Raw genomic sequence first — 24,242 nt, forward strand, 5'->3', positions numbered from 1 at the left:
AGCTGCCTGATTCGGGAATCAGGCGCCAATATAGGGAGGCGGAGTCAAATGGATATGGGTGGAGGGGAGATAGTCCCCGCTGTTCGCCGGACCGGAACAGGTGCCGTACGGTGGGCAAAGGCGCAACGCGCCGTGCCCACCATGTTTCCGCGAGTTTCAGCTTAGATGGTGGGCACGCTTCGCTTTGCCCACCCTATGGCACCGCGTCCGGGACAATGGCGCAGCCCTACGCCACGCTCTCCAGAAACGCCTCTTCCGCCGCGTGCACGGCATCGGGCGTGCCGACATGCATCCAGACGCCGTCGAGGCGAAGGCCGAACAGCCGCTCCTGCTCGTTGGCACGGTCGAACATCTTGGTCAGCGAAAACTCGCCCATGGGGGCATCGGCGAAGATCGACGGCGAGAGAATCGCAGCGCCGGCATAGACGAAGGGGACGACCTCTTTTTCCTTGCGCTTGCGCAGGGCGCCGTCGGCCAGCATGCCGTAATCGCCGCGGCCGCTATAGCCGATGCTGGTCGCCGTCGGCGCCATCAGCAGCAAAATGTCCATCCGCGCGGTATCGAAGTTTTCGGCGAGCCGCATCAGGTTCGAGCGCACGCCGTCGATCCACAGCGTGTCGGAATTGACGTGAAAGAACGGTGCGTCCCCGAGCAGCGGCAGTGCCTTGACCACGCCGCCGCCGGTGCCGAGCACCTGGTCGCGCTCGTCCGAGATGGTCACGCGCGGATGCTGGCGGGATGCGGTGTGATCGATGATCTGGTCCGGCAGGTAGTGCACGTTGACCACCGCCTCGCTCACGCCGGCCTGGCCGAGCTTGTCGAGCACGTGGTCGAGCAGCGGCTGGCCGGCCACCGGAACCATCGGCTTCGGCATCTTGTCCGTCAACGGACGCATGCGCAGGCCGAACCCTGCGGCGAGCACCATGGCTTTGGTCGGTTTGACGGACATCCTTCGCTTTCTCAGATCTACTGATTTCGCGTTCGCAGCAATCCTAACACGAGGTTCGACTGACCGCACCGCGTCTTAACCGCCTTAACCACCTGCCATGACGCTTGTACGACGGGTGTTGCCGTTACGCCCCGATGGATGTGGAACGCGCCTTTTTCTTCTTGTCGCCGAGCTTGAGAAAGTTGACGCCGATCTGGTCGCCATTGACCCAGGCAAGCTCGCAGCGTCGGTACGCAAGTCCGGTGGACGACAGCAGCAGAAAAAACTCCTTCAGATGCAAGCCTTCGACCGAGCCGTCGATGGTCAATTTGGCGCCGCTGTCGGAGACGTCCTCCATGGTGCAGTCGCGCCGCCAGGTGCCGTCGATACCCATCATCTGGGCCGCGATCCCGCGCTCGAAAACAACCCGGCTGTTGCCGCGCTGGTCCGTCTTCACCGCCATCTGCCCTGCTCCAGCCCCGTAATCATCCGGCTGCTCCGCCGCCAGATTACCGGCGTCTTGGCTAACAGCCGGTAAATCGGGTTCCAAATCAGCCGTTTCAGCCTTTACTAGCCTTTCAGCCTTGGGCCGGGCCTTGGGGCGGCGGGACGTTGGCGAGATACCAGTCGCGCAGAGGGGCGAGCGCGGGATGCGCCAGGGAGCGCTGGAGATAGGTCCAGATCCGCGGCTGGTGACGCAGATAATGCGGCTTGCCGTCGCGGCGGTTGAGGCGGGCGAAGGTGCCGAGCAAGCGCGTGTTCCGCTGCGCCGACATGATGGCGTAGAGCTCGGCGAAGCTGGCCGCGTCGAAGCTCGCGTCGCTCGCGCGGCGTGCCTTGATGTAGCGCGACAGCAGCGTCAGTTCGATCGCCTCGGGCACGTCGATGCGGGCGTCCTGGAGCAGCGACACCACGTCGTAGGATTGCGGCCCCAGCACGGTGTCCTGGAAATCGATCACGCCGACGCGTTCGATGCCGGTGCGATTCCCGAGCCAGATCAGGTTCGGCGAGTGATAATCGCGGATAATCCAGGTCTTCGGCGAGGCCTGCGCCTTCTGCAACAGCTCGCGCCACATCGCGAAAAATTTGGCGCGCTTCTCGTCGTCCAGCGGGGCATTGCGATCGGGCAGGTACCATTCCGGCATCAAGCCGATTTCAATCAGCAGCGCTTCAGTATCGAAGACGGGAATGGCGTAGCTCTGCCCGCCGAGCGGCAGCGTTTCCGGCAGCGTCTTGCCGTGCAGCACGGCGAGCAAATCCGCGGCGGCTTCGTAGCGTTCGACGATCGGGCGCGGCGGATCGCCCTCGATCACGCCTTCGCTGCCGAAGTCTTCGCTGATCAGGAATCCATGGTCGAGGTCGGAATGATGGATCGCGGGCGCGGAGATTCCCTGCGCGCGCAGGCCCTCGTCGATGGCGACGAAGGGTTTGATGTTTTCGGCGAGATGCACCGCGGCGCTGTAGGATTTTCCGTTGTACATCGCAGCACCATCCGGGCGCTGCGGAGAATTCATGAGGATGACGATCTGGTCGTCGCGGAGCAGCCGCGCATAGGAGCGGGTCGAGGCGTCGCCCGCCATGCGCTTGCGCGTTGCCTCCATGTAGCCGGATGCATCGAGGAATTCGCGCAGCGCCTGCAGCCGCGCGACGATGGCGGCAGCCTTGCCATGGCCGGTGACGTCGGCGGCGCGTGCATTCGAGCCCAGTGCCGGCCGGTGCGTCAGCGCGATGTCGATGCGGTCTTGAGGCATCGCCGACGGTGCGCGCTCCGGCCATTCGATCAGGACGAGGGTTGCTTCCGGCAGCGGCGCCAGCCCGATCTCTTCGAGCTCGCTCTCGTCCTCGACGCGGTAGAGGTCGGCATGCATTACCGGGAATGGCGGCAGCTCGTAGCCCTGCACCAGCGTGAAGGTCGGGCTCGGCACTTCCAGTGCATCGTCGCCGGCGAGGTAGCGGATCATGGCACGCGCCGCCGCGGTCTTGCCGGCCCCGAGATCGCCGGTGAGCGTGATGACATCGCCGGGGCCGACCAGCAGCGCGAGGTCGGCCATCAGTTGCGCGGTGGCCGTCTCGTTGTGGAGCGCGACGGAGAATGTGGTTGGCGCAGTCATTCGGCGGCGTCGCGATGCGCCGCCTGGTCGGTCGGGAAGTCACAGATCACGACCGTGCCCCTGCCCACGATCGAATCGACCCGGATATTGCCGCCATGCAGCTCGACGAAGGAGCGCACCAGCGACAGGCCGAGCCCGGCGCCGCGGTGACGCGAGCCTTGCGAGCGGCTTTCGAACCAGTTGAACACCTTGTCCTTCATGTCGGCAGGTATTCCAGGCCCGGAATCTGTCACGGTGAAGACCACACTGCGTTCGGTGCGGCGGGCGCTGATGCCGACGGTGGAATCCGGTGGAGAAAACCCGACGGCATTGGCGAGGAGGTTATAGAGCACCTGCACCACGCGCTTCTCGTCGCCGGTGAAGTTGCCGACATCGGGCGCGATCTCGACCTTGAGGCGGATGCGGTCGGTGGCGAGCCGGTCCTGGAGACCCTCGGCCGCGAGCTCGATGGTCTTGCTGACGTCGACCGGGCCGAGTTCCAGCTTCATGGCGCCGGCGTCGATGGTGGCGAGATCCAGGATGTTGTTGGTCAGCGCCAGCAGCGCATTGGTCGATTTGGTGACGTAGTCGAGATATTCGGCCTGTTTCGGCGTCAGCGGCCCGGTCGAGGGATCGCTGAGGAAATGCGCGAAGCCGATGATGGTGGTGAGCGGCGAGCGCAGCTCGTAGGAGACGTGGTGGACGAAATCCACCTTCATCTGGTCGGCCGCCTCCAGCGCCTCGTTGCGCTCACGCAGCGCGCGCTCGACGTTCTCGGTGTCGGTGATGTCCTGGAACGTCAGCATCGTGGCGCCGTCGTGCAGGGGCCGGATCATGCCGTCGAGCACGCTGCCGTCCTTGCGCTCCAGCTTCAGCGGAATGTCGGCGCGGCTCTCGATCGAGGTGACGGCCTCGCGGATCTGTCGCCAGACGACCGCGTCGTCGAATAGCTGATGGCACCAGCCCTCGACCGTCTGGATGTGCGGCTCGTCGCGCATGGCGTCAACGGACAGCTTCCACATCCGGACGAAGGCCGGGTTGAACAGCTGCGCCTTGCCGTTGCTGCCGAACACCGCGACGCCCTCGGCCAGGCTGTCCAGCGTTTCGCGCTGGACCCGGATCATGCCGTCGAAGCGGCGGGCGAGCTCGAGGCTCTCGGTGACGTCGTCGAACAGATAGGTGACGCCGCCTTCGGGGTTCGGCGTGGTAACGACGGAGAGCGCGCGGCCGTCGGGCAGGTACCAGGTGTCCTTGGCAGCCTCGACCGCGCGATAGGCCTCGTGCAGCTTGGCCTTCCAGGCGCGGAAGTCCGGCTGTTCCGGCAATTTGCGCGCGGCGCGGAGCTTGTCGAGCACGCTGGAATCATCGGGGTTGGCGTCGAGAAAGGTACGGTCGAGGTCCCACAGCTGGCGGTAGGAATCATTGTAGAAGGCGAGCCGGCGCTGGCCGTCGAACACGGCGACGCCGGAGGAGAGCTGGTCGAGCGTGCGGCGATGCGCTTCCGCCATCCGCACCAGCGCCGAGCTCAACGCATCCGCCTCGCTGGCATCGATGGCAACGCCGACATTGCCGCCGCCGACATTGACGGCGCGCACGTCATAGATGCGCCGCTCGCCGCCGATCACGATCGGCAGGCGCGAGGTGAAATTGGCCGCTTCCTTCAGCCCCCGCTCCATCGCGCTCCGGTCGGCGCTGTCGAGCAGCTCGAGCTTGCGCTCCTGGGCGTCGGTGATGCTGGCCGCCTCGGTCGCACGGACATAGGCGGGGTTGGCGTAAGCCAGCGCGCCGTTCTCGCCCTTGGCCCAGATCGGCCAGGGTGCGGCGGTCGCGAAGCCGCGCAGCATCTCCGTCTCGTCGGAGAGGGCCTTGTAACGCAGATTGGTCTCGGCCAGATCGCGGCGGAGCCCTGAGAGTTCGCGAATCCTGACGATGGCCTGGCCGCCGATGGCGCGGCCGATGGCCTCCAGCGTGTGGCCATGCGCGGTGGTGAGCGTCAGCTGGAACCCGTCGCCGCGGTCGCGCAGCGCGTCGACGGCGTGGTCCATCCGGAGCGCCGGTTCCGGCGGCAACCAGGTTCCAAACGCCAGCACGCGCTGTGGAGAGGAGTCGCGCGGCAGCACCATGGAGGTGTCACCGGAGATCTGCGCGCGATTGTCGCCGGCCGGCCAAGAGATCAGGATCTGCGGTTCGGCAAACAGCAGTGCGCCGAATCGGTCGGCCTGGAGCTGGAGTTCCCCGATCCGTGCGCGCAGCCGCGCCTCGTTCTTCGCCGTGCGAACGCGCGTGCGCATCAGGAGGATCGCGGCCACCACCGAGAAGCCGAGCAAGGCCAGCGCGGTGGCCAGCACCGCGAGCTCCTGCCGGTTGAAATCCAGCAACGTTGAGAGTGTGTCGACGAGGTCGGCGGCCTCAGCCGGCGCAGCCGGCAGCAGCGCTGCGAGAGCGCTTCCCAACAAGCCGTTGCGCACGAGCGATGTGCACGACAGCAGCGTCCGACGCATCGACACGATCACGCCTGACATAGTTGCCCCAAGATCGCACGAATTTGCGCGCGGCGACCCCCGTCGCGCGCGAATCAAACGACAATACCCTCACCGTGACTCCACCGGTAAGAGTCCAGATCGTGAACGCAAAGGCGGTCCCAAAAAAATGCGGGGCGCGGTGTTCCAATTCACGTAGTTCCTCGGGTGATTCGGCGGAAATTGCCGCGCCTAGCGACCGGTCGAGCCGAATCCGCCGGCGCCACGGTCGGTCGCGGACAATGTCGCCACGGGAACCAGCGCGGCCTGCGCCATTGGCGCGATCACCATCTGCGCGATGCGCTCGCCGCGCTTGACCACGAAGGCGGTCTGGCCGTGATTGATCAGGATCACCTTGATCTCGCCGCGATAGTCCGCGTCGATTGTGCCCGGCGAGTTCAGCACGGTGATGCCGTGCTTGGCCGCAAGCCCAGAACGCGGCCGCACCTGCGCCTCGTAGCCGGGCGGCAACGCGATCGCGAGGCCCGTCGGCACCAGCGTGTATTGGCCGGGCGCGAGCGTCAGGGGCTCGTTCTCGGCTACCGCCGCCATCAGGTCGAGACCGGCGGCATCATTGGTCTGATAGGCCGGCAGCGGCAGCCCCTCCGCATGGGGCAGGCGTTGCAGTTCGACGGTGACTTTGGTGCTCAAGATGCGGGCTCCCGGGATGTGCCGGTCACGCTTTTTGCGATATGCGCGACCAGTTCAATGGCGACCTGTTCCTTGGTCATCACCGGCCAGGAATCAACTGCAATCTCGCCCTTCTTCTCATCGTTCTTCTCACTGTTCCTGCGACTGATGAGGTGCACGGTGTTGCGGTCCCCGCCCATCACCCCGGTTGCGGGGGAGACGTCGTTGGCGACAATCCAGTCGCAGCCCTTGCGGGCAAGCTTCGACTTGGCGTTGTCGATGAGGTGCTCGGTCTCGGCGGCAAAGCCGATCACCAGCGGCGGCCGCTTGTCGGTCAGTTTCGAGATCGTCGCGAGGATATCGGGGTTCTCGACCAGCTGGAGCGGCGGCATGCCGGCCGAAGTCTTCTTCAGCTTCTGCTCGCCTTCATTGACGACCCGCCAGTCGGCTACGGCAGCGGCGAAGATCGCGATGTCAGCGGGCAGCGCGGCCTGCACCTGCTCCAGCATCTGCCGTGCCGATTCCACATGCCTGACCGTCACGCCCTGGGGATCGCTAAGCTCGACCGGGCCGCTGACCAGGATCACTTCGGCGCCTGCGGCTTGTGCGGCGGCAGCGATCGCAAAGCCCTGTTTGCCGGAGGACCGGTTGGCGATGTAGCGCACCGGATCGATCGGCTCGTGGGTCGGACCAGCCGTGATCAGCACGCGCTTGCCGGCGAGGGGGCGCGGCACTGGCGGCCGCAGCAGGCGCTCGGCGGCGGCCGCAATTTCGATCGCCTCGGACATGCGGCCAATACCGGCTTCACCTGCTTCCGCCATCTCGCCGGAATTCGGCCCGATCAGCATCACGCCGTCGCGTTGAAGCTGCGCGACGTTGCGCCGCGTCGCCGCGTTGTTCCACATCAGCGGGTTCATCGCCGGCGCGAGCAGGACCTTGCGGTTGGTCGCGAGCAGGATGGCGCTGGCGAGATCGTCGGCATGACCGTTGGCGATCTTGGCCATCAAATCCGCGGTCGCGGGCGCCACCACGATCAGGTCGCACTCGCGCGCGAGGCGGATATGACCAGCGTCGAACTCGCTCTGGGGATCGAACAGGTCGGTGTAGACGCGCTCATGCGAGAGCGCGCTCACGGCCAGCGGCGTGATGAATTGCTGCGCCGCCTTGGTCAGCACGCAACGCACCTCGATCCGCCGCTCCTTGAGCCTTCGGATCAGGTCGAGCGATTTGTAGGCCGCGATCCCGCCGCCGATGATCAGGGTGACGCTGGCTTCTGGAGCGGCGCCGGTGCGTTGGGGCAGCGGCGTGGCCGAGGCCGCGGGCGGCGCCGTGAATGGCGTCAGGGGCTCCTCGCGGCCCTCGATCAGCTCCCCGAGGATGACCCGGACCTCTTCCTCGACCGACCTGCGGTTCTTGGCCGAGCGCAGGCGGAGGAAGGTTTTGACGTTCTCGTCGAGCTTGCGGATGGTCAGACTTGCCATGGCACTCTCCGGCGCGGAATGATAGCGATGCTATCATTCGCATGATTGCACTGCAATCAAAGATTCCGGACGGCGATCAGGATGCCGATGAAGGTCGCGGCGATGATCCAGAGCGCCACGGTGCGCCAACGGTTCTTGCGGCCCTCGCTGCGGCCCATCGCCGCGATGCTCTCCGGCGACAGCCGGATGCCCTCCCGGGTCATGGTCTCCAGCTGTTCGAGCACCGCAACCGAGCGCGCGGCGATATCAGGCAGACGCATCAGGATGCGCGCGAGATCACCGGTGCCGGAGATCGCGCCCTGGACCCGGCCGATCGGACCGAGATTGCGCTCGATCCATTCCCGCACCACGGGGTCGGCGACCTTCCAGATGTCGAGCTTGGGATCGAAGCCGCGTGCCACGCCCTCGACCACCACCATGGTCTTCTGGAGCAGGATCAGCTCGGGCCGCGTGGTCATGTCGAACAGGCCGGTGACCTCGAGCAGCAGCGTCAGCAGCCGCGCCATCGAGATCTCTTCCGCCGTGCGGTTGTGAATGGGCTCGCCGATGGCACGGATTGCTTGCGCGAAGTTCTCGACCGAGTGATGCGCAGGCACATAGCCTGCCTCGAAATGCACTTCCGCGACACGACGATAGTCGCGGGTGATGAAGCCGAGCAGAATTTCGGCGAGGAAGCGCCGCTCCTTCATGCCGAGCCGGCCCATGATGCCGAAATCAACCGCGACGAGGCGGCCCGCGTCATCCAGGAACAGATTGCCTGGGTGCATGTCGGCGTGGAAGAAGCCGTCGCGCAACGCGTGGCGCAGGAAGCTCTGAATCACCTTGCGGCCGAGATCGGGCAGGTCGACCTGCGACTCGGCCAGGCGCTTGTGATCGTTCAGCGCGATGCCGTCGATCCACTCCATCGTCAGCACGTTGTGCGTGGTACGGTCCCAGTCCACGGCCGGCACCCGGAAATCAGGATCGTCGCGCGTGTTCTCCGCCATCTCCGACAGCGCCGCGGCCTCGAGGCGCAGGTCCATCTCCATCGCGACCGAGCGCGACATGGTGTTGATGACTTCGATGAGGCGCAGGCGCCGCGCCTCGGACGAATAGGATTCGGCCTTGTAAGCGACGAAGAAGAAGTCGGAGAGGTCGCGGCGGAAGCGAGCGGCCACGTTGGGGCGCAGCACTTTCACGGCGACCGCCTTGCGGATGCCGTCGCGCAGGACTTCGCCGCGATGCACCTGTGCGATCGAGGCCGCTGCGACCGGCGCGCTGAGGCTCACGAACACATCGGTCAGCGGCCGTTCCAGCGAAGTCGCGATCGCAGCCTCCGCTTCGGCTTGCGAAAACGGCGGCAAGCGGTCCTGGAGGCTTTCGAGGTCGCGCGCCATGATGACGCCGACGACGTCGGGACGGGTCGCCAGAAATTGACCGAGCTTGAGATAGGCCGGGCCCATCCGGGTCAACGCGCGCGACAGCCGCGGGCCCTGCTTCGGACCGCGCCGCTCGATGATGCGCGCAAGTTTCAGCGCGAGCTGTCCGTGCGGCGGTACCAGACTCGGATCGACGGCGCCGAACACGCCCTCGCGCGCGAATACGAACGCGGCGCGCATCAGGCGCGCACTATGGGTTATGGCAGAGATCACAAACGCCAGCCCGAATGCAGTGCGACGATGCCGCCGGACAACATCTGCCAGTTCACGCGGGCGAAGCCGGCGTTGCGGATCATGTCGGCGAAGGCGTTGGGTCTTGGAAACTTGCGGATCGACTCGACCAGATATTGGTAGGACTCGGCGTCACCCGTGATCATGCGGCCGAGCGGCGGGATCACCTTGAACGAGAACAGGTCATAAAGGCGATCGAGCCCGGGCATCTCGACGGTGGAGAATTCCAGACAGAGGAAGCGGCTGCCTGGCTTGAGCACGCGATAGGCTTCGGCCAGCGCAAGGTCGATCCGCGGCACGTTGCGAATGCCGAAAGCGATCGTGTATGCGTCGAAGCTGCGGTCGGCGAAGGCGAGCGCTTCGGCATTGCCCTCGACGAAATCGACCTGGGTCTCGAGATGCCGCTTTGCGGCGCGCTCGCGGCCGACCTCCAGCATCCCGGAATTGATGTCGCAGACGGTGGCATGGAAGCCCGCGCCTGCGGCCTTGGCGGCGCGGAACGAGATGTCGCCGGTGCCGCCGGCAACGTCGAGCAGCGCGAACGGCCGGTCGCCTCTGGGCGGGTCGAGCGCGGTGATCATGATGTCCTTCCAGACCCGGTGCAGGCCACCGGACATCAAATCGTTCATCAAATCATAGCGCGACGCCACGCTGTGAAACACATCGTTCACCAGCGTCTGCTTGTCGCCCAGGGGAACGTCCCTAAAGCCAAAATGCGTGGTTTCGCCCGGCCGATCCATTACTCTACTCCACGAGGCGGACCATAGCGCGCCCGCCGCAATGGCGCTATCACACCGCCCTCATAAGGTGAATGCCTGACCATGCCCGAATTGCCCGAAGTCGAGACCGTCCGCCGCGGACTTCAGCCGGTCATGGAGGGTGCAAAAATCCTCGTCGCGGAGGCCCGCAGGCCGGATCTGCGCTTTCCGTTCCAGCCGGATTTCGTGGCGCGGCTGCAGGGGCAGGTCGTCACGGGGCTCGGGCGCCGTGCAAAATATCTCATGGCCGATCTCGCCTCCGGCGACGTGTTGTTGATGCATCTGGGCATGTCGGGCTCGTTTCGCGTTATCAAGCCGGACAACGACGCTCAGCCTGGCGAGTTTCACTATCCGAAAGCCAAGGACTCGACCCACGACCACGTGCTGTTTCGGATGTCCTCCGGCGCCGACATCGTCTTCAACGATCCGCGCCGCTTCGGTTACATGAAAGTGATCGCGCGCAGTGCGCTCGACGAGGAGCCGCTGCTGCGCGGGCTCGGCCCCGAGCCGCTCGGCAACGAATTTGACGCGGCGATGCTGGCACGGTCCTGCGTAGGCAAGACCACGAGCCTGAAAGCCGCGCTACTCGATCAGCGCGTGGTTGCCGGGCTCGGCAATATCTATGTCTGCGAAGCCCTGCATCGCTCGCATCTGTCGCCGCGCCGGATCGCCGCGACGCTGTCGACCAAGAAGGGCGAGACCACCGACCATGCGAAGCGACTGGTCGGCGCGATCCATACCGTGCTGAACGACGCCATCAAGGCCGGCGGCTCCAGCTTGCGCGATCATCGCCAGACCTCGGGCGAGCTCGGCTATTTCCAGCACTCGTTCAAGGTCTATGACCGCGAGGGCGAGAAATGCACGACGCCGCGATGCGGCGGCGCCGTGAAGCGTTTTACGCAGAACGGCCGGTCGACCTTCTGGTGTCCGAAATGTCAGAAGTGAAAATCAGGCTCGTAACCGAGAGGCCGTAAGCTTCTGCGAGAGTGACGAGCCCACCACGACCGTCATTGCGAGCGCAGCGAAGCAATCCAGAATCTTGCCGACGAAACAGCCTGGATTGCTTCGTCGCAAGGGCTCCTCGCAATGATGGCGGCGATAAAGTTTCCCAAAAGCGAAGCAATCCGGCCGGGCTGGTGGCCGGATTGCTTCGTCGCTAAGGCCCCTTCCGGATGGTGAAGGGCCGGCTGCCGTCTGAGCGATTGCCCCGCTCAGGACGCCAGTATCGTGGTCTCGTCGGCTGAAAGCTCGGCGGCGACGTGTAACATTCCGTCCGCGGCCGCGATGACCTGGTCGATCAAGACATTGGTGGTGGCGGCGAGCTCGAGCCGGGTCTCGATCCAATGCCAGAGGCCGCGGATCTCCTCGGTCGACTTGCCGTTCGGGGCGAATTCGCTCACCGCGAGGCCGCTTGCGAGCGAGTCCTGGTGGTCGTTGCGCATTACGATCAGGGGCCGCGCGAGCACCTCAGCGAGATCGAGCGCGGCTTCCTCGGCAAGGGTGTTGGCGGCATTATCGATACGCTGGCCGCGGATCGGCGTTTGGTTCAGCACGAAGCTGTAGGGGCGCTTCCAGGCGCGCGCGACGCTAAGCGTGGAGACGGTGGCTTCGATGTCGGCGACGCTCGGGCGGGCCGGGATCAGGCAGAGGTCGGAATGGCGGATCGCGGCGGTGGTCGCGGCGCTGAGGCCGGCGGCGGTATCGACGATCGCGATCTGGAGGCCGCTGTCGGCCAGCATCTTCAGGCGCGGCTCGATGTCGGCGGCGTGATAGATCGGCTCGACGACGAGATCATCGGTGGTGCGGCGGCGCTGCCAGTTGGACAGTGTGCCCTGCGGGTCGGTTTCGATCAGGCGAACGGTGAAGCCGGCCTGCTTGGCTGCCAGCGCGAGGCCGATGGCGAGCGTGCTCTTGCCGCTGCCACCCTTTTGGGTGGCCAGTGCGATCGTGTGCATTGAAGATCAATCCTTTGGAGTGCTTGGGCCAGGGAAACGCCACGCGAACGTGCATCGATCTCGATGCTGAGCTCTTCTCGCTCAGGACGTGCCGGCCCGATCCAAAGGGGATCGCGGAGGTCCGAATCAGCAGTCACGATGATGGCGGAATCGGGAATACCAGCGAATCCGTACCATTACTGGACCCGTACTCGTACGTGTGCTGTGCTTGCTGCCGTGAATAAGAAAGGACAAGAGGCATGGGCGGAAACTGGCGCGACCGGACGGCGACGAAATTCGAATGCCAGAAGATGCCCGCGGTATCGAGCCGCGGCATGGTGGTCAGCAACCATCCACTGGCCTCCAGCGCCGGCGCGGAGATGCTGGCCGCCGGCGGCAACGCCATCGACGCCGCGATAGCGACCCTGTTCACGCTGACCGTGGTCGAGCCGATGATGGTCGGCATCATCGGCGGCGGCATGGCGCACATCCGGCTCGCCGACGGCAGCCACCGTTTTATCGACGGGCAGAGCACCGTGCCCGCGGCGGTGCTTGACACCAGCTACACCCCGACGCCGGGTTCCGCGCACGACGTGTTCGACACCGTCGGCAATGAAAATCTCAACGGCCCAAAGGCGGTCGCCACACCGGGTTCGCTGAAAGCCTGGTGCGAGACGCTGCGCCGCTTCGGCACCATGAGCCTCGCCGACGTCATGCAGCCCGCGATCAAGCACGCCGCGCGGGGCTATGCGGCGACACCCTATCTGCACGAATGCATCAGCGAGAGCGCCGCCGAGATGCGCAAGGACAAGCCGATCGCGGCGATTTACTTGCCTGATGGAGAGCCGTTGAAGGTCGGCGAGCGCGTGGTACAGGCCGAATATGCCGAGACGTTGCGGCATATCGCCGACCACGGTGAAAAGGCGCTCTATGAGGGGCCGCTTGGCGACATCCTGGTCGATTACATGGAAAAGGCCGGCGGCTTCATCCGGCGCAACGACCTCACCAGCTACAAGACCGTCGAACGGCAGCCGATCCGCGCCGATTACCGCGGCTGGACTATCTTTGGCCCGCCGCCGCCCGCGGCCTCCGGCGTGCATATCGCGCAGATGCTGAACATCCTGGAGGGCTACGACATCGAAGGCCTAGGCTTCGGTACGCCCGAGACCATCCACTATCTTGCCGAGGTCCTGAAGATCGCATTCGCCGATCGCGCCGCGGCCAGCGGCGATCCTGATTATGTCGGCGTCCCCGTGGAGCGGCTGACCTCGAAGGCGTATGCCGAGGAGCGCCGCGCTGCGATCGATCCGGCGCGGGCGCAGACCTGGGGCGCCGGCGTGTCGCAGCTTGAAGGCGCTCACACCACGCACATGACGGCGGCGGATGCGTTCGGCAACGTGGTTGCGACCACGCAGACCATCAACAATCTGTTCGGCGCCAAGATCATGATCCCGGGCCTCGGCGCCATCGCCAACAATTACATGAACCTGTTTGATCCGCGTCCAGGCCACGCCCTGTCGCTGGCGCCGGGCAAGCGGGTGACGACCTCGATGTCGCCGATGATGGCGCTCCGTGACGGAAAGCTGCGCTACGCGCTGGGCCTGCCCGGGGGAAAACGAATCTTCCCGAGCGCGATGCAGGCACTGGTCAATCTGATCGACCACGGTATGAGCTTGCAGGAAGCAGTCGAAGCGCCGCGGGTCTGGACCGAAGGCAATGCACTCGAGATCGAGCAGAAGGTGCCGGAGAGCGTGCGCGCGAAGCTCGAGAGCCTCGGTCACAAGGTGCAGCCTGTCGCGACAGTCGCCGGCGGCATGAACGGTATCGCCTTCCACGACGACGGCACCATGAGTGGCGCCGCTTGCTGGCGTGCGGACGGCACGCCGGTCGGGATCTCGGGTGGCCTCGCGAAGGCCGGGATCAGATTCAGGCTGAGCTAATGGCGTGCTGGGTCGCGAGCTCGGTCAGCTCTTCCGCTCGTGGAGAGGTTGCGCGCCTTCGGCGAGCTTACTTCCGCACGCAGATCACGCGCACGACGGCGGCTTTCGCATCCGTCGAGGTGCCGTTCGCGGTGACACCGTTTGTCTTCAGGAAATCGCGCACCGTCTCCGCGGAGACCATCACCGCCTGCGACGCCGGTACCGACGTCGCGGCGCCCGCAACCATCGCCGGCTTCAACAGTGCGATGCCGGCGAACTTGCCGTCGCCGTCGATGGCGGCGCTGCCGGAAAATCCGACCGCGGGCGGTGGTGACAGCGCTGAATCACTGCCACCGACGGATGCCAGCGCGGCCTTGAGGCTCGACACACCGACCGCGCCGCCCTGGCTCTGCGGGTCAGCGATGCCGACGACATCAACACTCGTCTTCGCCGCGCCACTGCCGAGGCTGAACGGCTTCAGGCCGCGGGCGCCGTAGATGTGGAGCAGCGCGAGGTCGTGTTCCCGGTCTTCGGCGAGACGGTCGGCGCTGCCATAGCCGGCGACCGTGATCGCGAGACAGGAATCGGTGACGAGGCGGTCGGTGACGATCGCGCCATCGTCGCTGACGACGAGGCCGGTGCCATATTCGACCGTCTTGCGTGGCGGCGGCCCGGCCTGTGGCCCCGACGGGAATGCAGTGAACGCGCTCGACATCGCGATCACGACCGGCTCGACGGTGTTCTCGGTCGCCTGATCGTAGAGGATCGTCATGATGCGAACTTCATCACCCCGAGAGGTGCCGCGCATGTAAAATTTCTTCAGACCCTGCAGACCCGACAGCACGAAGAAGTCGGGCTTCACCACGGTGTAGTCGACCTTGCGACCCGGCTCTTTCTTCTCCGCTTCGGCAAGCTTGGCTGTGGTCGGGTTCGCCTCCTTGCGGCGGCTGAGCAGCACCTGCACCGTTCCGGTGGGAGAAGTCCATTTCGAGCCGTTGGCGTCGGTCGCCTGCTGCGGCACCAGTTTTGAGGGAATGCCGAGCCGCGCGCCGCTGGTCATCTCCGTCACAATCTTCCAGCCGACGCTCTCCTGTTTGCGGCGCGCGGTCTCGGCGAGCGCAGCGCGTTCCTGCGGATTGAGCACGCCGGTCGGCTTGCCGCCCTTGGCCTTCTGATACTCCTTGATCGCCTCGACCAGGCGCGCGCTGACGTCGCCGGTGATGGCGCCGTTATATTGGCCGACCCAGGCGAGGTCGGACTGCAGCGACAACCGCTCCGCCTGCGCCATGGCATCGGCCGTCGCAGCCGGCGTCTGCAAAGCAGGAGGCCGGATCGGAACGGTCTGGACCGGCTTCGGCTTGGGGCCGGGGATCTGCGGTGTCGTCATCTGGGCGTGTGCGCCTGTCGCAGCCGCAAACATCAGTGTTGCCGCAAGCATCGATCTCATGACAAATCCAGCCAGCCCATTGAACGCAATGCCATTGAAGCACATCTCGTTGGTCGCGAACAATCTCGGGGTGGTTCAGCCGGGCGATAGAGGCCACGGACTCAGGCCCTCATCCTGAGGAGCGGCCTCAAGGCCGCATCTCGAAGGATGGCTCCGGGCGATATGGGGCCTGCATGGTTCGAGACGCGCGTTCCGCGCTCCTCACCATGAGTGTTGAGAGAACGAAGGATAACGATGCTGAGCTCGGACGAACTCGAACGTTATGCCCGCCATATCGTGCTGCGCGATGTCGGTGGTCCCGGCCAGGCAGCGCTGAAGCGGGCCTCCGTGCTGGTGATCGGCGCTGGCGGGCTCGGTGCGCCCGCCTTGATGTACCTTGCGGCCGCCGGCGTCGGTACGCTCGGCGTGGTCGATGACGATGTGGTATCGCTGTCGAACCTCCAGCGCCAGGTCATTCACACCACGCCCGATATCGGCCGGCACAAGGTCGAGAGCGCGGCCGAACGGATTTCTGCGCTTAATCCGCATGTCCGCTTCGTCGGTCACGCCACCTGGCTCAATGCCGACAATGCGCTGGCGCTGATCGGCGACTATGACCTGGTGCTCGACGGCTCCGACAATTTCTCGACCCGCTATCTGGCCTCGGACGCCTGCTTCTTCGCCAAGAGGCCGCTGATCACGGCGGCGCTCGGCACCTTCGATGGCTCGCTCACCACCATCCGTGCGCATGAGAAGAACGAGCAGGGCGAATTCAATCCGACCTATCGCTGCCTGTTCCCGGAGGCGCCGCCGCCCGGGACCGTGCCGGCCTGCGCGGAAGCCGGCGTCATGGGCGCGCTCGCGGGCGTGATGGGCTCGATGATGGCGCTGGAGGCGATCCGCGAGATCGTCGGCTTTGGCGACGGCCTGGTCGGCCGCCTGCTGATGATCGATGCGCGCGCGATGCGCTTCGAGACGCTGCGTTACGCGCGCGATCCGGCCAATCCGCTCAATGGCGATGGGCCTGTGATCACTGACCTCAGCGCCCATCGGACCTGATCGCAGCCGCTACGCCGTGGCCGGCTTCTCGCTGTCGAGATGCGCCATCTGCTCGGCGGCGTAACGCGTACCGGCGGCGACATCGGGCGGGAAGGCCTTTGCCAACAGCGCGAGATGAGCCGGCGTCAGCGTGACCTTGGCCGCACCAAGTGCTTCGCTGAGGCGGTTGCGGGTGCGGGCGCCGACCAGCGGCACGATCTCTTGACCGTGCTCTTGGCCTTGCGCCGCCACCCAGGCGATCGCGACCTGTGCCGGCGTCGCGCCAATCTCGGCGGCGATGGCGCGCAGCTGCTCCACCAGCGCCAGATTGACGTCGAGATTCGATCCCTGGAAGCGCGGCGTCATCAGCCGGTAGTCCTTGCCTGTCTTGCCGGAGTCCTTCGACCAATGGCCGCTGATCAGGCCGCGTGCCAACACGCCGTAAGCCGTGATGCCGATGCCGAGCTCGCGGCAGGTCGTCAGGATGTCGCGTTCGATGCCACGCTCGATCAGCGAATATTCGATCTGGAGATCGGCGATCGGGTGCACGGCATGCGCGCGGCGGATGGTGTCGGAGCCGACCTCGGACAGGCCGAGCGCGAAGCGCTCAAGGACGTGCCGCGCGAGAAGGTGCAGATCAGCGTCAAATTCGGTGCGCTGCGCGGTCCGGCCGGCGAATTCACCGGCATGGACACGAGGCCGGCTGCAACGAGGAACTTCCTGGCCTATTCGCTGCAGCGGCTCGGCACCGACTACATCGACGTCTACCGCCCGGCGCGGCTCGATCCCAACATTCCGATCGAGGAGACTATCGGCGGCATCGCCGATCTCGTGAAGGCCGGCTACATCAAACATATCCAGCATTTCATTGTGGCCCATGGCGTAGAAATCGCCGGTGTCGACCAGGGTGATGCCGGCATCCAGCGCGGCGTGGATCGTGGCGATGCTCTCGCCGCGATCGGCGGGGCCGTAGACCTCGGACATGCCCATGCAGCCGAGACCGAGAGCGGAGACGGTGGGGCCGGTTGAACCGAGTTTGCGCTGTTCCATGGTCGTTCTCCTCAAAAGGCGGCGGCCGATGGCGGCCGCGTGACGAGGGGAGATATGCGCCTGATCGATTACATCGATAAGCTGGACAATCGAGAATGGCTTGTTCACATTAGCGAACAATGGCTGAGCCCGACCTGCGTGATCTCGACGTCTTCGTGGCGGTCGCCCGCACCCGCAATTTCCGGCGCGCGGCGATCGATATTCGCGTGTCGGTGTCGAGCCTTAGCCAGCGATTGCGGGACCTCGAGGAGCGCCTCGGCGTCCGCCTGATGAACCGCACCACCCGCAGCGTCGCCCTGACCGAGGCGGGCGAGCTGCTACTGTCGCGCGTGGCGCCGGCGCTGCGCGATGTCGGCGACGCCCTCGATCAAGTCCGCGGCCTGCGCGAGGTGGCCTCGGGCCGGCTACGCATCAACGCACCGCCGCCCGCGGTCGATCTCGTGCTGGCGCCGATGATCGGGCCGTTCCTCAAGGCCTATCCCCAGGTCGACCTCGACGTCGTCTCCGAGAGCGGGTTCGTCGACATCGTCAGCGCGGGCTTCGATGCCGGCGTGCGCTATGGCGAGCATCTCGCGCAGGACATGATCGCGATCTCGCTCAGCGGTCCGCAGAGCTATGTCGTGGTCGCTTCGCCCGATTACCTCGCGCGCCGCGGCAAGCCTGAGCATCCGAAGGATCTGCTCGACCACGATTGCATCCGCGCCCGCTACTCCAGCGGTGTCATGCATGATCTGGAGTTCGAGAAGGCCGGTCAGCTGGTGAAGGTCGATCCGCCTGCAAAGCTGATCTCGACCAACATGGGCCTTTCCATGCGCGCTGCGCTCGACGGCGCCGGTGTCTGGGCGACGCTCGATGGATATGTCGGCGAAGCCCTGAAGTCGGGCGCGCTGGTCAGGCTGCTTGAAGACTGGTGCGAGCCGTTTCCGGGCCCGTTCCTGTATTATCCAAGCCGGCGCCAAACGCCGCCGGCACTGCGGGCCTTCATCGATTTCGTTGCCGACTGGCGCAAGCGCAACGCCCGGGGATAGCAGACCCTCATGGTGAGGAGCGCGGAACGCGCGTCTCGAACCATGAAGGCCCGGATCTCGCCTGTGGCCATCCTTCGAGACGACCGCGACGCGGTCTCCTCAGGATGAGGCAAGAGGGCTTGTCGCGCAGTCAGTTGAACTCACAGCATGCTCGGCAGCACGCGATCCGGCGGCTTGTGCGCATCGAGGAAGGTGCGGATGTTGATGATCACCTTCTCGCCCATCTCGACGCGGCCCTCGATCGTGGCCGAGCCCATATGCGGCAGCAACGTCACCTTGCCGGCCTTGGCGAGCCGCACCAGCTTCGGGTTCACCGCGGGCTCGTGCTCATAGACATCGAGGCCGGCGCCGCCGATCTCGCCGCCTTCGATCAGCTTGATCAGCGTGTCCTCGTCGGTGACTCCGCCGCGCGCGGTGTTGACGATGTAGGCGTCCTTGCGGATCAGCTTCAGCCGGCGCGCCGACAGCAGATGGTAAGTCGCCGGCGTGTGCGGACAGTTCACCGAGATGATGTCCATCCGCGCCAGCATCTGGTCGAGGCTTTCCCAATAGGTCGCGCCCAGCTCTTCGGCGATCTTCGGCGCCACCGGCCGGCGGTTGTGGTAGTGGATCTGCAAGCCGAAGGCGCGGGCGCGGCGTGCGACCGCTTGGCCGATGCGGCCCATGCCGATGATGCCGAGGCGCTTTCCGCCGATGCGATGGCCAAGCATCCAGGTCGGCGACCAGCCGGGCCAGGGTTTTCCTTCCGTCAGGATCGAGGCGCCTTCGATCATCCGCCTGGGCACGGCGAGGATCAGTGCCATGGTCATGTCGGCGGTGTCTTCTGTAAGGACTTTCGGCGTGTTGGTGACGGTGATGCCGCGGGCATGCGCGGCCTCGACATCGATGTTGTCGACGCCGTTGCCGAAATTCGCGATCAGTTTCAGCCTGCAGTCGGGCTGGTTGACGATATCGGCGGAGATGTGATCGGTCACGGTCGGAACCAGTACGTCGGCGGTACGGGCGGCTTCCGCGATCTGCTCGGCCGACATCGGCGAGTCGTCGAGGTTGATCCGCGCGTCGAACAGCTCGCGCATCCGGGTCTCGATCGAGTCCGGAAGCTTGCGCGTCACGACGACGAGGGGCTTTTTCTTCACCGACATGTCCTGCCCTCATGAGGCGTTGCGAGCCGCCTCTGTCGCCAAAGGCCGGCCGTTGAGGCCTCATTAACCCGGTTGTTCGACACTGCCTTTGCCGTGTCGTCCCCGGCGTTTCCTTCAAGCTCTCCCGACATTTCCGGCCGGAAAATCGGGACAAACCGGTTGTTCAGACGTCCGTCCTCTCTAGCAGAAGGCCGGGCCAAGACAAGAACCACGGGCAAAGGGCTCGGGAACACCCGCGTGGGGCGGGTCAGGGGCGACAGCGGCCTGGTTTTGGAATTTTGGGGTGAGGGCCCGGCTCGGCCGGACCTTCGACAGGAGACGGGTTGATGGCGTTGGGGCGTTTTTGTTCGGTGATGGCGCTCGTTTGCACCTGGTTGAGCGCTTCGGTCAGTCCCGGGCATTCGGCAAAGGACAGCACACCCCAGACGGCCTCGGGCCTCCCGGTGCCGCGCTACGTCAGCCTGAAATCGGATCACGTCAACGTCCGCGCCGGCCCGACCAAGGACAATGACGTCGCTTGGGTCTACACCCGCTCCGGCCTGCCGGTCGAAATCACCGCCGAGTTCGAGAACTGGCGCCGGGTACGCGATTCCGAGGGCGCCGAGGGCTGGGTCTATCACTCACTGCTGTCGGGCCGCCGCACCGCGGTCGTCACGATGAAGCACAAGGACGAGCTCGCGCCGATCTACGATCGCGCCGATCCCGACAGCGCGGTTGCGGCCAGGCTCCAGGCCGGTGTCGTCACCCAGGTGAAGAAGTGCAGCGCAAACTGGTGCCGCGTCAGCGGAAACGGCTTTGACGGCTGGATCCAGCAGGAACGCCTCTGGGGCGTTTATTCAGACGAGCAGGTGAACTGACGTTGGGCGGGAGCGGAGCTGTTGCTCCACCGTCATGCCCGGGCTCGTCCCGGGCATCCACGTATTTTGACGCCTGACCGAGTAACGTGGATGGCCGGGACAGGCCCGCCCATGACGATCAAATCAGCAATTCAGGATAGATCTCAGCGCTTCTTGCGCAGCCGTACGACCATGTCGATGCGGGCGATCTCGTAACCCGCGGGCACCTCCGGCATCTTGGACAGCGCCAGATGCGGATCCTCGATATCGACCAGCTCATGGCTGTTCTCGAGGTAGTAGTGATGGTGGGTCGTGACGTTGGTGTCGAAATAGGTCTTGGTGCCGTCGACGCTGACCTGACGCAGCAGACCGGCGTCGGTGAGCTGGTTCAGCGTGTTGTAGACGGTCGCCAGCGAGACCGGCACCTTGGCCAGCGTCGCTTCTTCGTAAAGCATTTCAGCCGTGAGATGACGTGCACCCTTGCCGAACAGGAGCCAGCCGAGCGCCATGCGCTGGCGGGTCGGGCGAAGGCCGGCGGACTGGAGCATTTCGTTGACGTCGTGCCACGGGCAACCGGTCAAAGCCGGCTGGCGGCCGGACATAAGAGCCGCCGCATGGGCCTCTTCGTCGCGATGGGGCGCGTTATTTTCGTTCATTTCCAGCTTCGGGCACGCGTGAACACTGTCGTTCTCCAACATATATGGAGAGATAGATGCAGATGCAAGTTTCTCGCAACTAGAGTGGTTCTAATCAGGCAGGGAACCGGCGTGGCGGCCCGTCATTTTACCTTCATGAGAGCGCTTTGCTACCCGAAATGGCCTGTGTTAGAGAGCCCGCGGTTCCGCTTAACCGATTTTGGCGCGACCCGGCATTGAAGCCGCTCGCTATCCATCCGGAGTCCTTCGGTATTCTCGTCTGACAATGGCAACAGATGTTGCTTTTCGAACAGGATGGGGCCCATTTTCGCCGGAAACGCCGCTCAGTCGGGGTTAGAACACAAAGGCTTCCGCATGCTGAACAGGCGCAACGGTTACGAATATGAAGATCTGCTGGCGTGTGCCCGCGGCGAGATGTTCGGCCCTGGCAATGCGCAATTGCCGCTGCCGCCGATGCTCATGTTCGACCGCATTACCGACATCAGCGAGACCGGCGGCGAATTCGGCAAGGGGGTGGTGCGCGCCGAGCTCGACGTGAAGCCCGACCTCTGGTTCTTCGGCTGCCACTTCAAGAACGATCCGGTGATGCCCGGCTGCCTCGGGCTCGATGCGCTCTGGCAAATGGTCGGCTTTTATCTGGGCTGGAGCGGCGGTGAAGGTCGCGGTCGCGCGCTTGGCCTGAACGAGCTGAAGTTCAGCGGCCAGGTGCTGCCGGAGGCCCGCAAGGTTGTGTACAACATCGACATCAAGCGCGTGATGCGCTCAAAGCTGGTGCTCGGTATCGCCGACGGATGGCTTTCGGTCGATGACCAGATTATCTATCGCGCGAAGGATTTGAAGGTCGGCCTGTTCAAGCAGGGCACGAGCCTGGGCTGAGCGCATCACCACGAAGACAACGATTGAGGCGAGGCTGTCATGAGGCGGGTTGTGGTCACCGGGATGGGCATTGTCTCCTCCATCGGAAACAACACCCAGGAAGTGCTTGCGAGCCTTCACGAGGCGAAGTCGGGCATTTCGCGGGCTGAGAAATATGCCGAGCTCGGCTTCCGTTCGCAGGTGCAGGGTGCGCCGACGCTCGATCCTTCGACGGTGGTCGACCGCCGTGCCATGCGTTTCCTCGGTCAGGGTGCGGCGTGGAATCACGTCGCGATGGAACAGGCGATCCAGGATTCCGGCCTCTCGCCTGACGAAATTTCCAACATTCGCACCGGCATCATCATGGGCTCCGGCGGCCCGTCGGCGCGCACCATCGTCGAGGCCGCCGACATCACCCGCACCAAGGGACCGAAGCGCGTCGGGCCGTTTGCAGTGCCGAAGGCGATGTCCTCCACGGCCTCCGCGACGCTTGCGACCTGGTTCAAGATCAAGGGCGTGAACTATTCGATCTCGTCGGCCTGCGCCACGTCGAACCATTGCGTCGGCAACGCCTATGAGACGATCCAGATCGGCAAGCAGGACGTCATCTTCGCCGGCGGCTGCGAGGAGCTGGACTGGTCGCTGTCGGTGCTGTTCGACGCCATGGGCGCGATGTCCTCGAAGTACAACGACACACCTGCCACGGCCTCGCGTCCCTACGACGTCAACCGCGACGGCTTCGTGATTGCCGGCGGCGCCGGCGTGCTGGTGCTGGAAGAGCTCGAGCACGCCAAGGCGCGCGGCGCGCGCATTTACGGCGAGATCGTCGGCTATGGCGCGACGTCCGACGGCTACGACATGGTCGCACCATCAGGCGAGGGCGCCGAGCGCTGCATGCGCATGGCGATGTCGACTGTGAAGACCAAGGTCGACTACATCAATCCGCACGCGACATCGACCCCGGCCGGCGATCCGCCGGAGATCGACGCGCTCCGCAGGGTGTTCGGAAGTGGCGAGAAGTGCCCGCCGATCTCGGCGACCAAGGCGCTGACCGGTCACTCCCTGGGCGCAACCGGCGTGCAGGAAGCGATATATTCGCTACTGATGATGAACAATGGTTTCATCTGCGAGAGCGCCCACATCCAGGAGCTCGACCCCGTGTTCGCGGATATGCCGATCGTGCGCAAGCGCATCGACAACGTCAAAATCGGCACCGTCCTGTCGAACTCCTTCGGCTTCGGCGGCACCAACGCCACGCTGGTGTTCAGCCGGCTGGATGCGTGAGGTCCTTGCGGACGCGCTGGTAATTTTCTCGTCATGGCCGGGCTTGTCCCGGCCATCCACGTCTTGGCTCACGTTTTGGCCGCCGGCTTCGAAGGGCGCGGATGCCTGGGACAAGCCCGGGCATGACGAAAGCGGAAAGCGATCGAAACGATGCAGGAATTAATGAAGGGCAAGCGCGGTCTGATCATGGGCATCGCCAATGATCATTCGATCGCCTGGGGCATGGCGAAGACGCTGCATGCCCATGGCGCCGAGCTTGCCTTCACCTTCCAGGGCGAGGCCCTGGGCAAGCGCGTCAAGCCGCTGGCGGAGCAGCTTGGCGTCGACATGGTGCTGCCCTGCGACGTCGAGGACATCGCGAGCGTCGACGCTACATTCACGGCCTTGCGCGAAAAGTGGGGCCGGCTGGATTTCGTGATCCACGCGATCGGCTTCGCCGACAAGAACGAGCTCAAGGGCCGTTACGCCGACACCAGCCGCGAGAATTTTTCGCGCACCATGGTGATCTCCTGCTTCTCCTTCACGGAAGTGGCAAAACGCGCCGCCGAGCTGATGACGCAGGGCGGCAGCATGATCACGCTGACCTTCGGCGCCTCGGAACGCGCGATGCCGAACTACAACGTGATGGGCGTGGCCAAGGCGGCACTGGAAGCCTCGGTGCGCTATCTCGCCTCGGACTTCGGACCGCGCGGCATCCGCGTCAACGCGATCTCCGCCGGCCCCATCCGCACGCTCGCCGGCTCCGGCATCGGCGAGGCGCGCGCGATGTTCGCCTACATGCAGAAGCATTCCCCGCTTCGCCGCGGCGTCACGCTCGACGAGCTCGGCGGCTCGGCGCTGTATCTGTTGTCGGATCTCTCCGGCGGCGTGACCGGCGAGATCCATTATGTCGATAGCGGCTACAACACCGTCCTGATGCCGCGGCCGGACGATTTGAAGGCGCAGGATTAGCTCTCGTAGAGTGGGCAAAGGCGCGCAAGCGACGTGCCCACGATTTCTTGAAATTGGGCCACGAACTT

General features: G+C 65.0%; 21 protein-coding genes and 2 pseudogenes. 9 read left to right on the forward strand and 14 right to left on the reverse strand.

What is annotated here, in order from left to right; all coding sequences use genetic code 11:
* Window positions 1-226: 226 nt before the first annotated feature.
* From IVB41_RS02345 to ubiE, 8 genes are all read right to left on the reverse strand, one after another.
* Window positions 227-949: a nucleotidyltransferase family protein gene (locus tag IVB41_RS02345; RefSeq protein ID WP_247426272.1), complete on the reverse strand. Its 723-nt coding sequence runs from the start codon at window positions 947-949 to the stop codon at window positions 227-229.
* Window positions 950-1,073: 124 nt separating this feature from the next.
* Window positions 1,074-1,391 (reverse strand): PilZ domain-containing protein, encoded by a 318-nt coding sequence (locus IVB41_RS02350; protein ID WP_018455771.1) that lies wholly within the window; start codon window positions 1,389-1,391, stop codon window positions 1,074-1,076.
* Between the two features lie 115 nt (window positions 1,392-1,506).
* Window positions 1,507-3,039 carry a tRNA (adenosine(37)-N6)-threonylcarbamoyltransferase complex ATPase subunit type 1 TsaE gene (gene tsaE / locus IVB41_RS02355; RefSeq protein WP_247426286.1) on the reverse strand — a complete coding sequence of 511 codons (1,533 nt, stop codon included), beginning with the start codon at window positions 3,037-3,039 and terminating at the stop codon, window positions 1,507-1,509.
* The gene (locus IVB41_RS02360; protein ID WP_027566152.1) at window positions 3,036-5,540 is read right to left on the reverse strand and encodes a PAS domain-containing sensor histidine kinase; all 2,505 of its coding nucleotides are present in this window, start codon (window positions 5,538-5,540) and stop codon (window positions 3,036-3,038) included. Before IVB41_RS02360 ends, tsaE begins: the two co-directional genes overlap by 4 nt.
* Before the next feature lie 189 nt (window positions 5,541-5,729).
* Window positions 5,730-6,188, reverse strand: a complete 459-nt coding sequence (gene dut, locus IVB41_RS02365) for a dUTP diphosphatase (RefSeq protein ID WP_247426291.1) — start codon at window positions 6,186-6,188, stop codon at window positions 5,730-5,732.
* Window positions 6,185-7,648: a bifunctional phosphopantothenoylcysteine decarboxylase/phosphopantothenate--cysteine ligase CoaBC gene (gene coaBC / locus IVB41_RS02370; RefSeq protein WP_247426293.1), complete on the reverse strand. Its 1,464-nt coding sequence runs from the start codon at window positions 7,646-7,648 to the stop codon at window positions 6,185-6,187. The genes dut and coaBC overlap by 4 nt, the downstream gene beginning before the upstream one ends.
* A gap of 56 nt (window positions 7,649-7,704) precedes the next feature.
* On the reverse strand, window positions 7,705-9,279 hold the full coding sequence (gene ubiB, locus IVB41_RS02375; protein WP_247426297.1) for a 2-polyprenylphenol 6-hydroxylase: 1,575 nt from the start codon (window positions 9,277-9,279) through the stop codon (window positions 7,705-7,707).
* The gene (gene ubiE, locus IVB41_RS02380) at window positions 9,276-10,037 is read right to left on the reverse strand and encodes a bifunctional demethylmenaquinone methyltransferase/2-methoxy-6-polyprenyl-1,4-benzoquinol methylase UbiE (RefSeq protein ID WP_027566148.1); all 762 of its coding nucleotides are present in this window, start codon (window positions 10,035-10,037) and stop codon (window positions 9,276-9,278) included. Before ubiE ends, ubiB begins: the two co-directional genes overlap by 4 nt.
* Before the next feature lie 81 nt (window positions 10,038-10,118).
* Between ubiE and mutM the strand changes: the two genes are divergently transcribed.
* The gene (gene mutM / locus IVB41_RS02385) at window positions 10,119-11,000 is read left to right on the forward strand and encodes a bifunctional DNA-formamidopyrimidine glycosylase/DNA-(apurinic or apyrimidinic site) lyase (protein WP_247426301.1); all 882 of its coding nucleotides are present in this window, start codon (window positions 10,119-10,121) and stop codon (window positions 10,998-11,000) included.
* 266 nt (window positions 11,001-11,266) lie between these two features.
* Here mutM and IVB41_RS02390 read toward each other — a convergent pair whose 3' ends face one another.
* Window positions 11,267-12,010, reverse strand: coding sequence for a ParA family protein (locus tag IVB41_RS02390; RefSeq protein ID WP_247426304.1), 744 nt, complete (start codon window positions 12,008-12,010; stop codon window positions 11,267-11,269).
* 239 nt (window positions 12,011-12,249) lie between these two features.
* Between IVB41_RS02390 and ggt the strand changes: the two genes are divergently transcribed.
* Window positions 12,250-13,929, forward strand: coding sequence for a gamma-glutamyltransferase (gene ggt, locus IVB41_RS02395; RefSeq protein WP_247426306.1), 1,680 nt, complete (start codon window positions 12,250-12,252; stop codon window positions 13,927-13,929).
* A gap of 67 nt (window positions 13,930-13,996) precedes the next feature.
* Here the strand turns inward: ggt and IVB41_RS02400 are convergent, their stop codons facing one another.
* The gene (locus tag IVB41_RS02400) at window positions 13,997-15,355 is read right to left on the reverse strand and encodes a serine protease (RefSeq protein WP_247426309.1); all 1,359 of its coding nucleotides are present in this window, start codon (window positions 15,353-15,355) and stop codon (window positions 13,997-13,999) included.
* 234 nt (window positions 15,356-15,589) lie between these two features.
* Here IVB41_RS02400 and IVB41_RS02405 point away from each other — a divergent pair, with 234 nt between their 5' ends.
* Window positions 15,590-16,393, forward strand: a complete 804-nt coding sequence (locus IVB41_RS02405) for a molybdopterin-synthase adenylyltransferase MoeB (protein ID WP_247357425.1) — start codon at window positions 15,590-15,592, stop codon at window positions 16,391-16,393.
* A 9-nt stretch (window positions 16,394-16,402) separates the two neighbouring features.
* Here IVB41_RS02405 and IVB41_RS02410 read toward each other — a convergent pair whose 3' ends face one another.
* Window positions 16,403-16,921 carry an aldo/keto reductase gene (locus IVB41_RS02410; protein ID WP_247428970.1) on the reverse strand — a complete coding sequence of 173 codons (519 nt, stop codon included), beginning with the start codon at window positions 16,919-16,921 and terminating at the stop codon, window positions 16,403-16,405.
* A gap of 3 nt (window positions 16,922-16,924) precedes the next feature.
* Here IVB41_RS02410 and IVB41_RS02415 point away from each other — a divergent pair.
* Window positions 16,925-17,170, forward strand: a pseudogene (locus IVB41_RS02415) (aldo/keto reductase); the annotation flags it as partial.
* Window positions 17,171-17,293: 123 nt separating this feature from the next.
* On the opposite strand, the pseudogene IVB41_RS35770 reads toward IVB41_RS02415, so the two are convergent.
* Window positions 17,294-17,422, reverse strand: a pseudogene (locus tag IVB41_RS35770) (aldo/keto reductase); the annotation flags it as partial.
* Between the two features lie 119 nt (window positions 17,423-17,541).
* On the opposite strand from IVB41_RS35770, the gene IVB41_RS02425 reads away from it, so the two are divergent.
* Window positions 17,542-18,450 carry a LysR family transcriptional regulator gene (locus IVB41_RS02425; RefSeq protein ID WP_247426311.1) on the forward strand — a complete coding sequence of 303 codons (909 nt, stop codon included), beginning with the start codon at window positions 17,542-17,544 and terminating at the stop codon, window positions 18,448-18,450.
* A 140-nt stretch (window positions 18,451-18,590) separates the two neighbouring features.
* Here IVB41_RS02425 and IVB41_RS02430 read toward each other — a convergent pair whose 3' ends face one another.
* The gene (locus IVB41_RS02430) at window positions 18,591-19,592 is read right to left on the reverse strand and encodes a D-glycerate dehydrogenase (RefSeq protein WP_247426314.1); all 1,002 of its coding nucleotides are present in this window, start codon (window positions 19,590-19,592) and stop codon (window positions 18,591-18,593) included.
* Between the two features lie 326 nt (window positions 19,593-19,918).
* Between IVB41_RS02430 and IVB41_RS02435 the strand changes: the two genes are divergently transcribed.
* Window positions 19,919-20,449, forward strand: coding sequence for an SH3 domain-containing protein (locus IVB41_RS02435; protein WP_007603917.1), 531 nt, complete (start codon window positions 19,919-19,921; stop codon window positions 20,447-20,449).
* Between the two features lie 143 nt (window positions 20,450-20,592).
* On the opposite strand, the gene irrA is transcribed toward IVB41_RS02435, so the two are convergent.
* Complete coding sequence (irrA, locus tag IVB41_RS02440) at window positions 20,593-21,084, reverse strand: iron response transcriptional regulator IrrA (protein WP_018455787.1); 492 nt, start codon at window positions 21,082-21,084, stop codon at window positions 20,593-20,595.
* A gap of 354 nt (window positions 21,085-21,438) precedes the next feature.
* On the opposite strand from irrA, the gene fabA reads away from it, so the two are divergent.
* The 3 genes from fabA (at window position 21,439) to fabI (ending at window position 24,174) form a co-directional block, all read left to right on the forward strand.
* Window positions 21,439-21,960, forward strand: coding sequence for a bifunctional 3-hydroxydecanoyl-ACP dehydratase/trans-2-decenoyl-ACP isomerase (gene fabA / locus IVB41_RS02445; protein WP_007603915.1), 522 nt, complete (start codon window positions 21,439-21,441; stop codon window positions 21,958-21,960).
* 39 nt (window positions 21,961-21,999) lie between these two features.
* Complete coding sequence (gene fabB / locus IVB41_RS02450; protein WP_026233025.1) at window positions 22,000-23,223, forward strand: beta-ketoacyl-ACP synthase I; 1,224 nt, start codon at window positions 22,000-22,002, stop codon at window positions 23,221-23,223.
* 150 nt (window positions 23,224-23,373) lie between these two features.
* Window positions 23,374-24,174 carry an enoyl-ACP reductase FabI gene (fabI, locus tag IVB41_RS02455; RefSeq protein WP_247426317.1) on the forward strand — a complete coding sequence of 267 codons (801 nt, stop codon included), beginning with the start codon at window positions 23,374-23,376 and terminating at the stop codon, window positions 24,172-24,174.
* Window positions 24,175-24,242 lie beyond the last annotated feature (68 nt).

The sequence above is a fragment of the Bradyrhizobium sp. 44 genome (assembly GCF_023073095.1).
GTDB lineage: Bacteria > Pseudomonadota > Alphaproteobacteria > Rhizobiales > Xanthobacteraceae > Bradyrhizobium.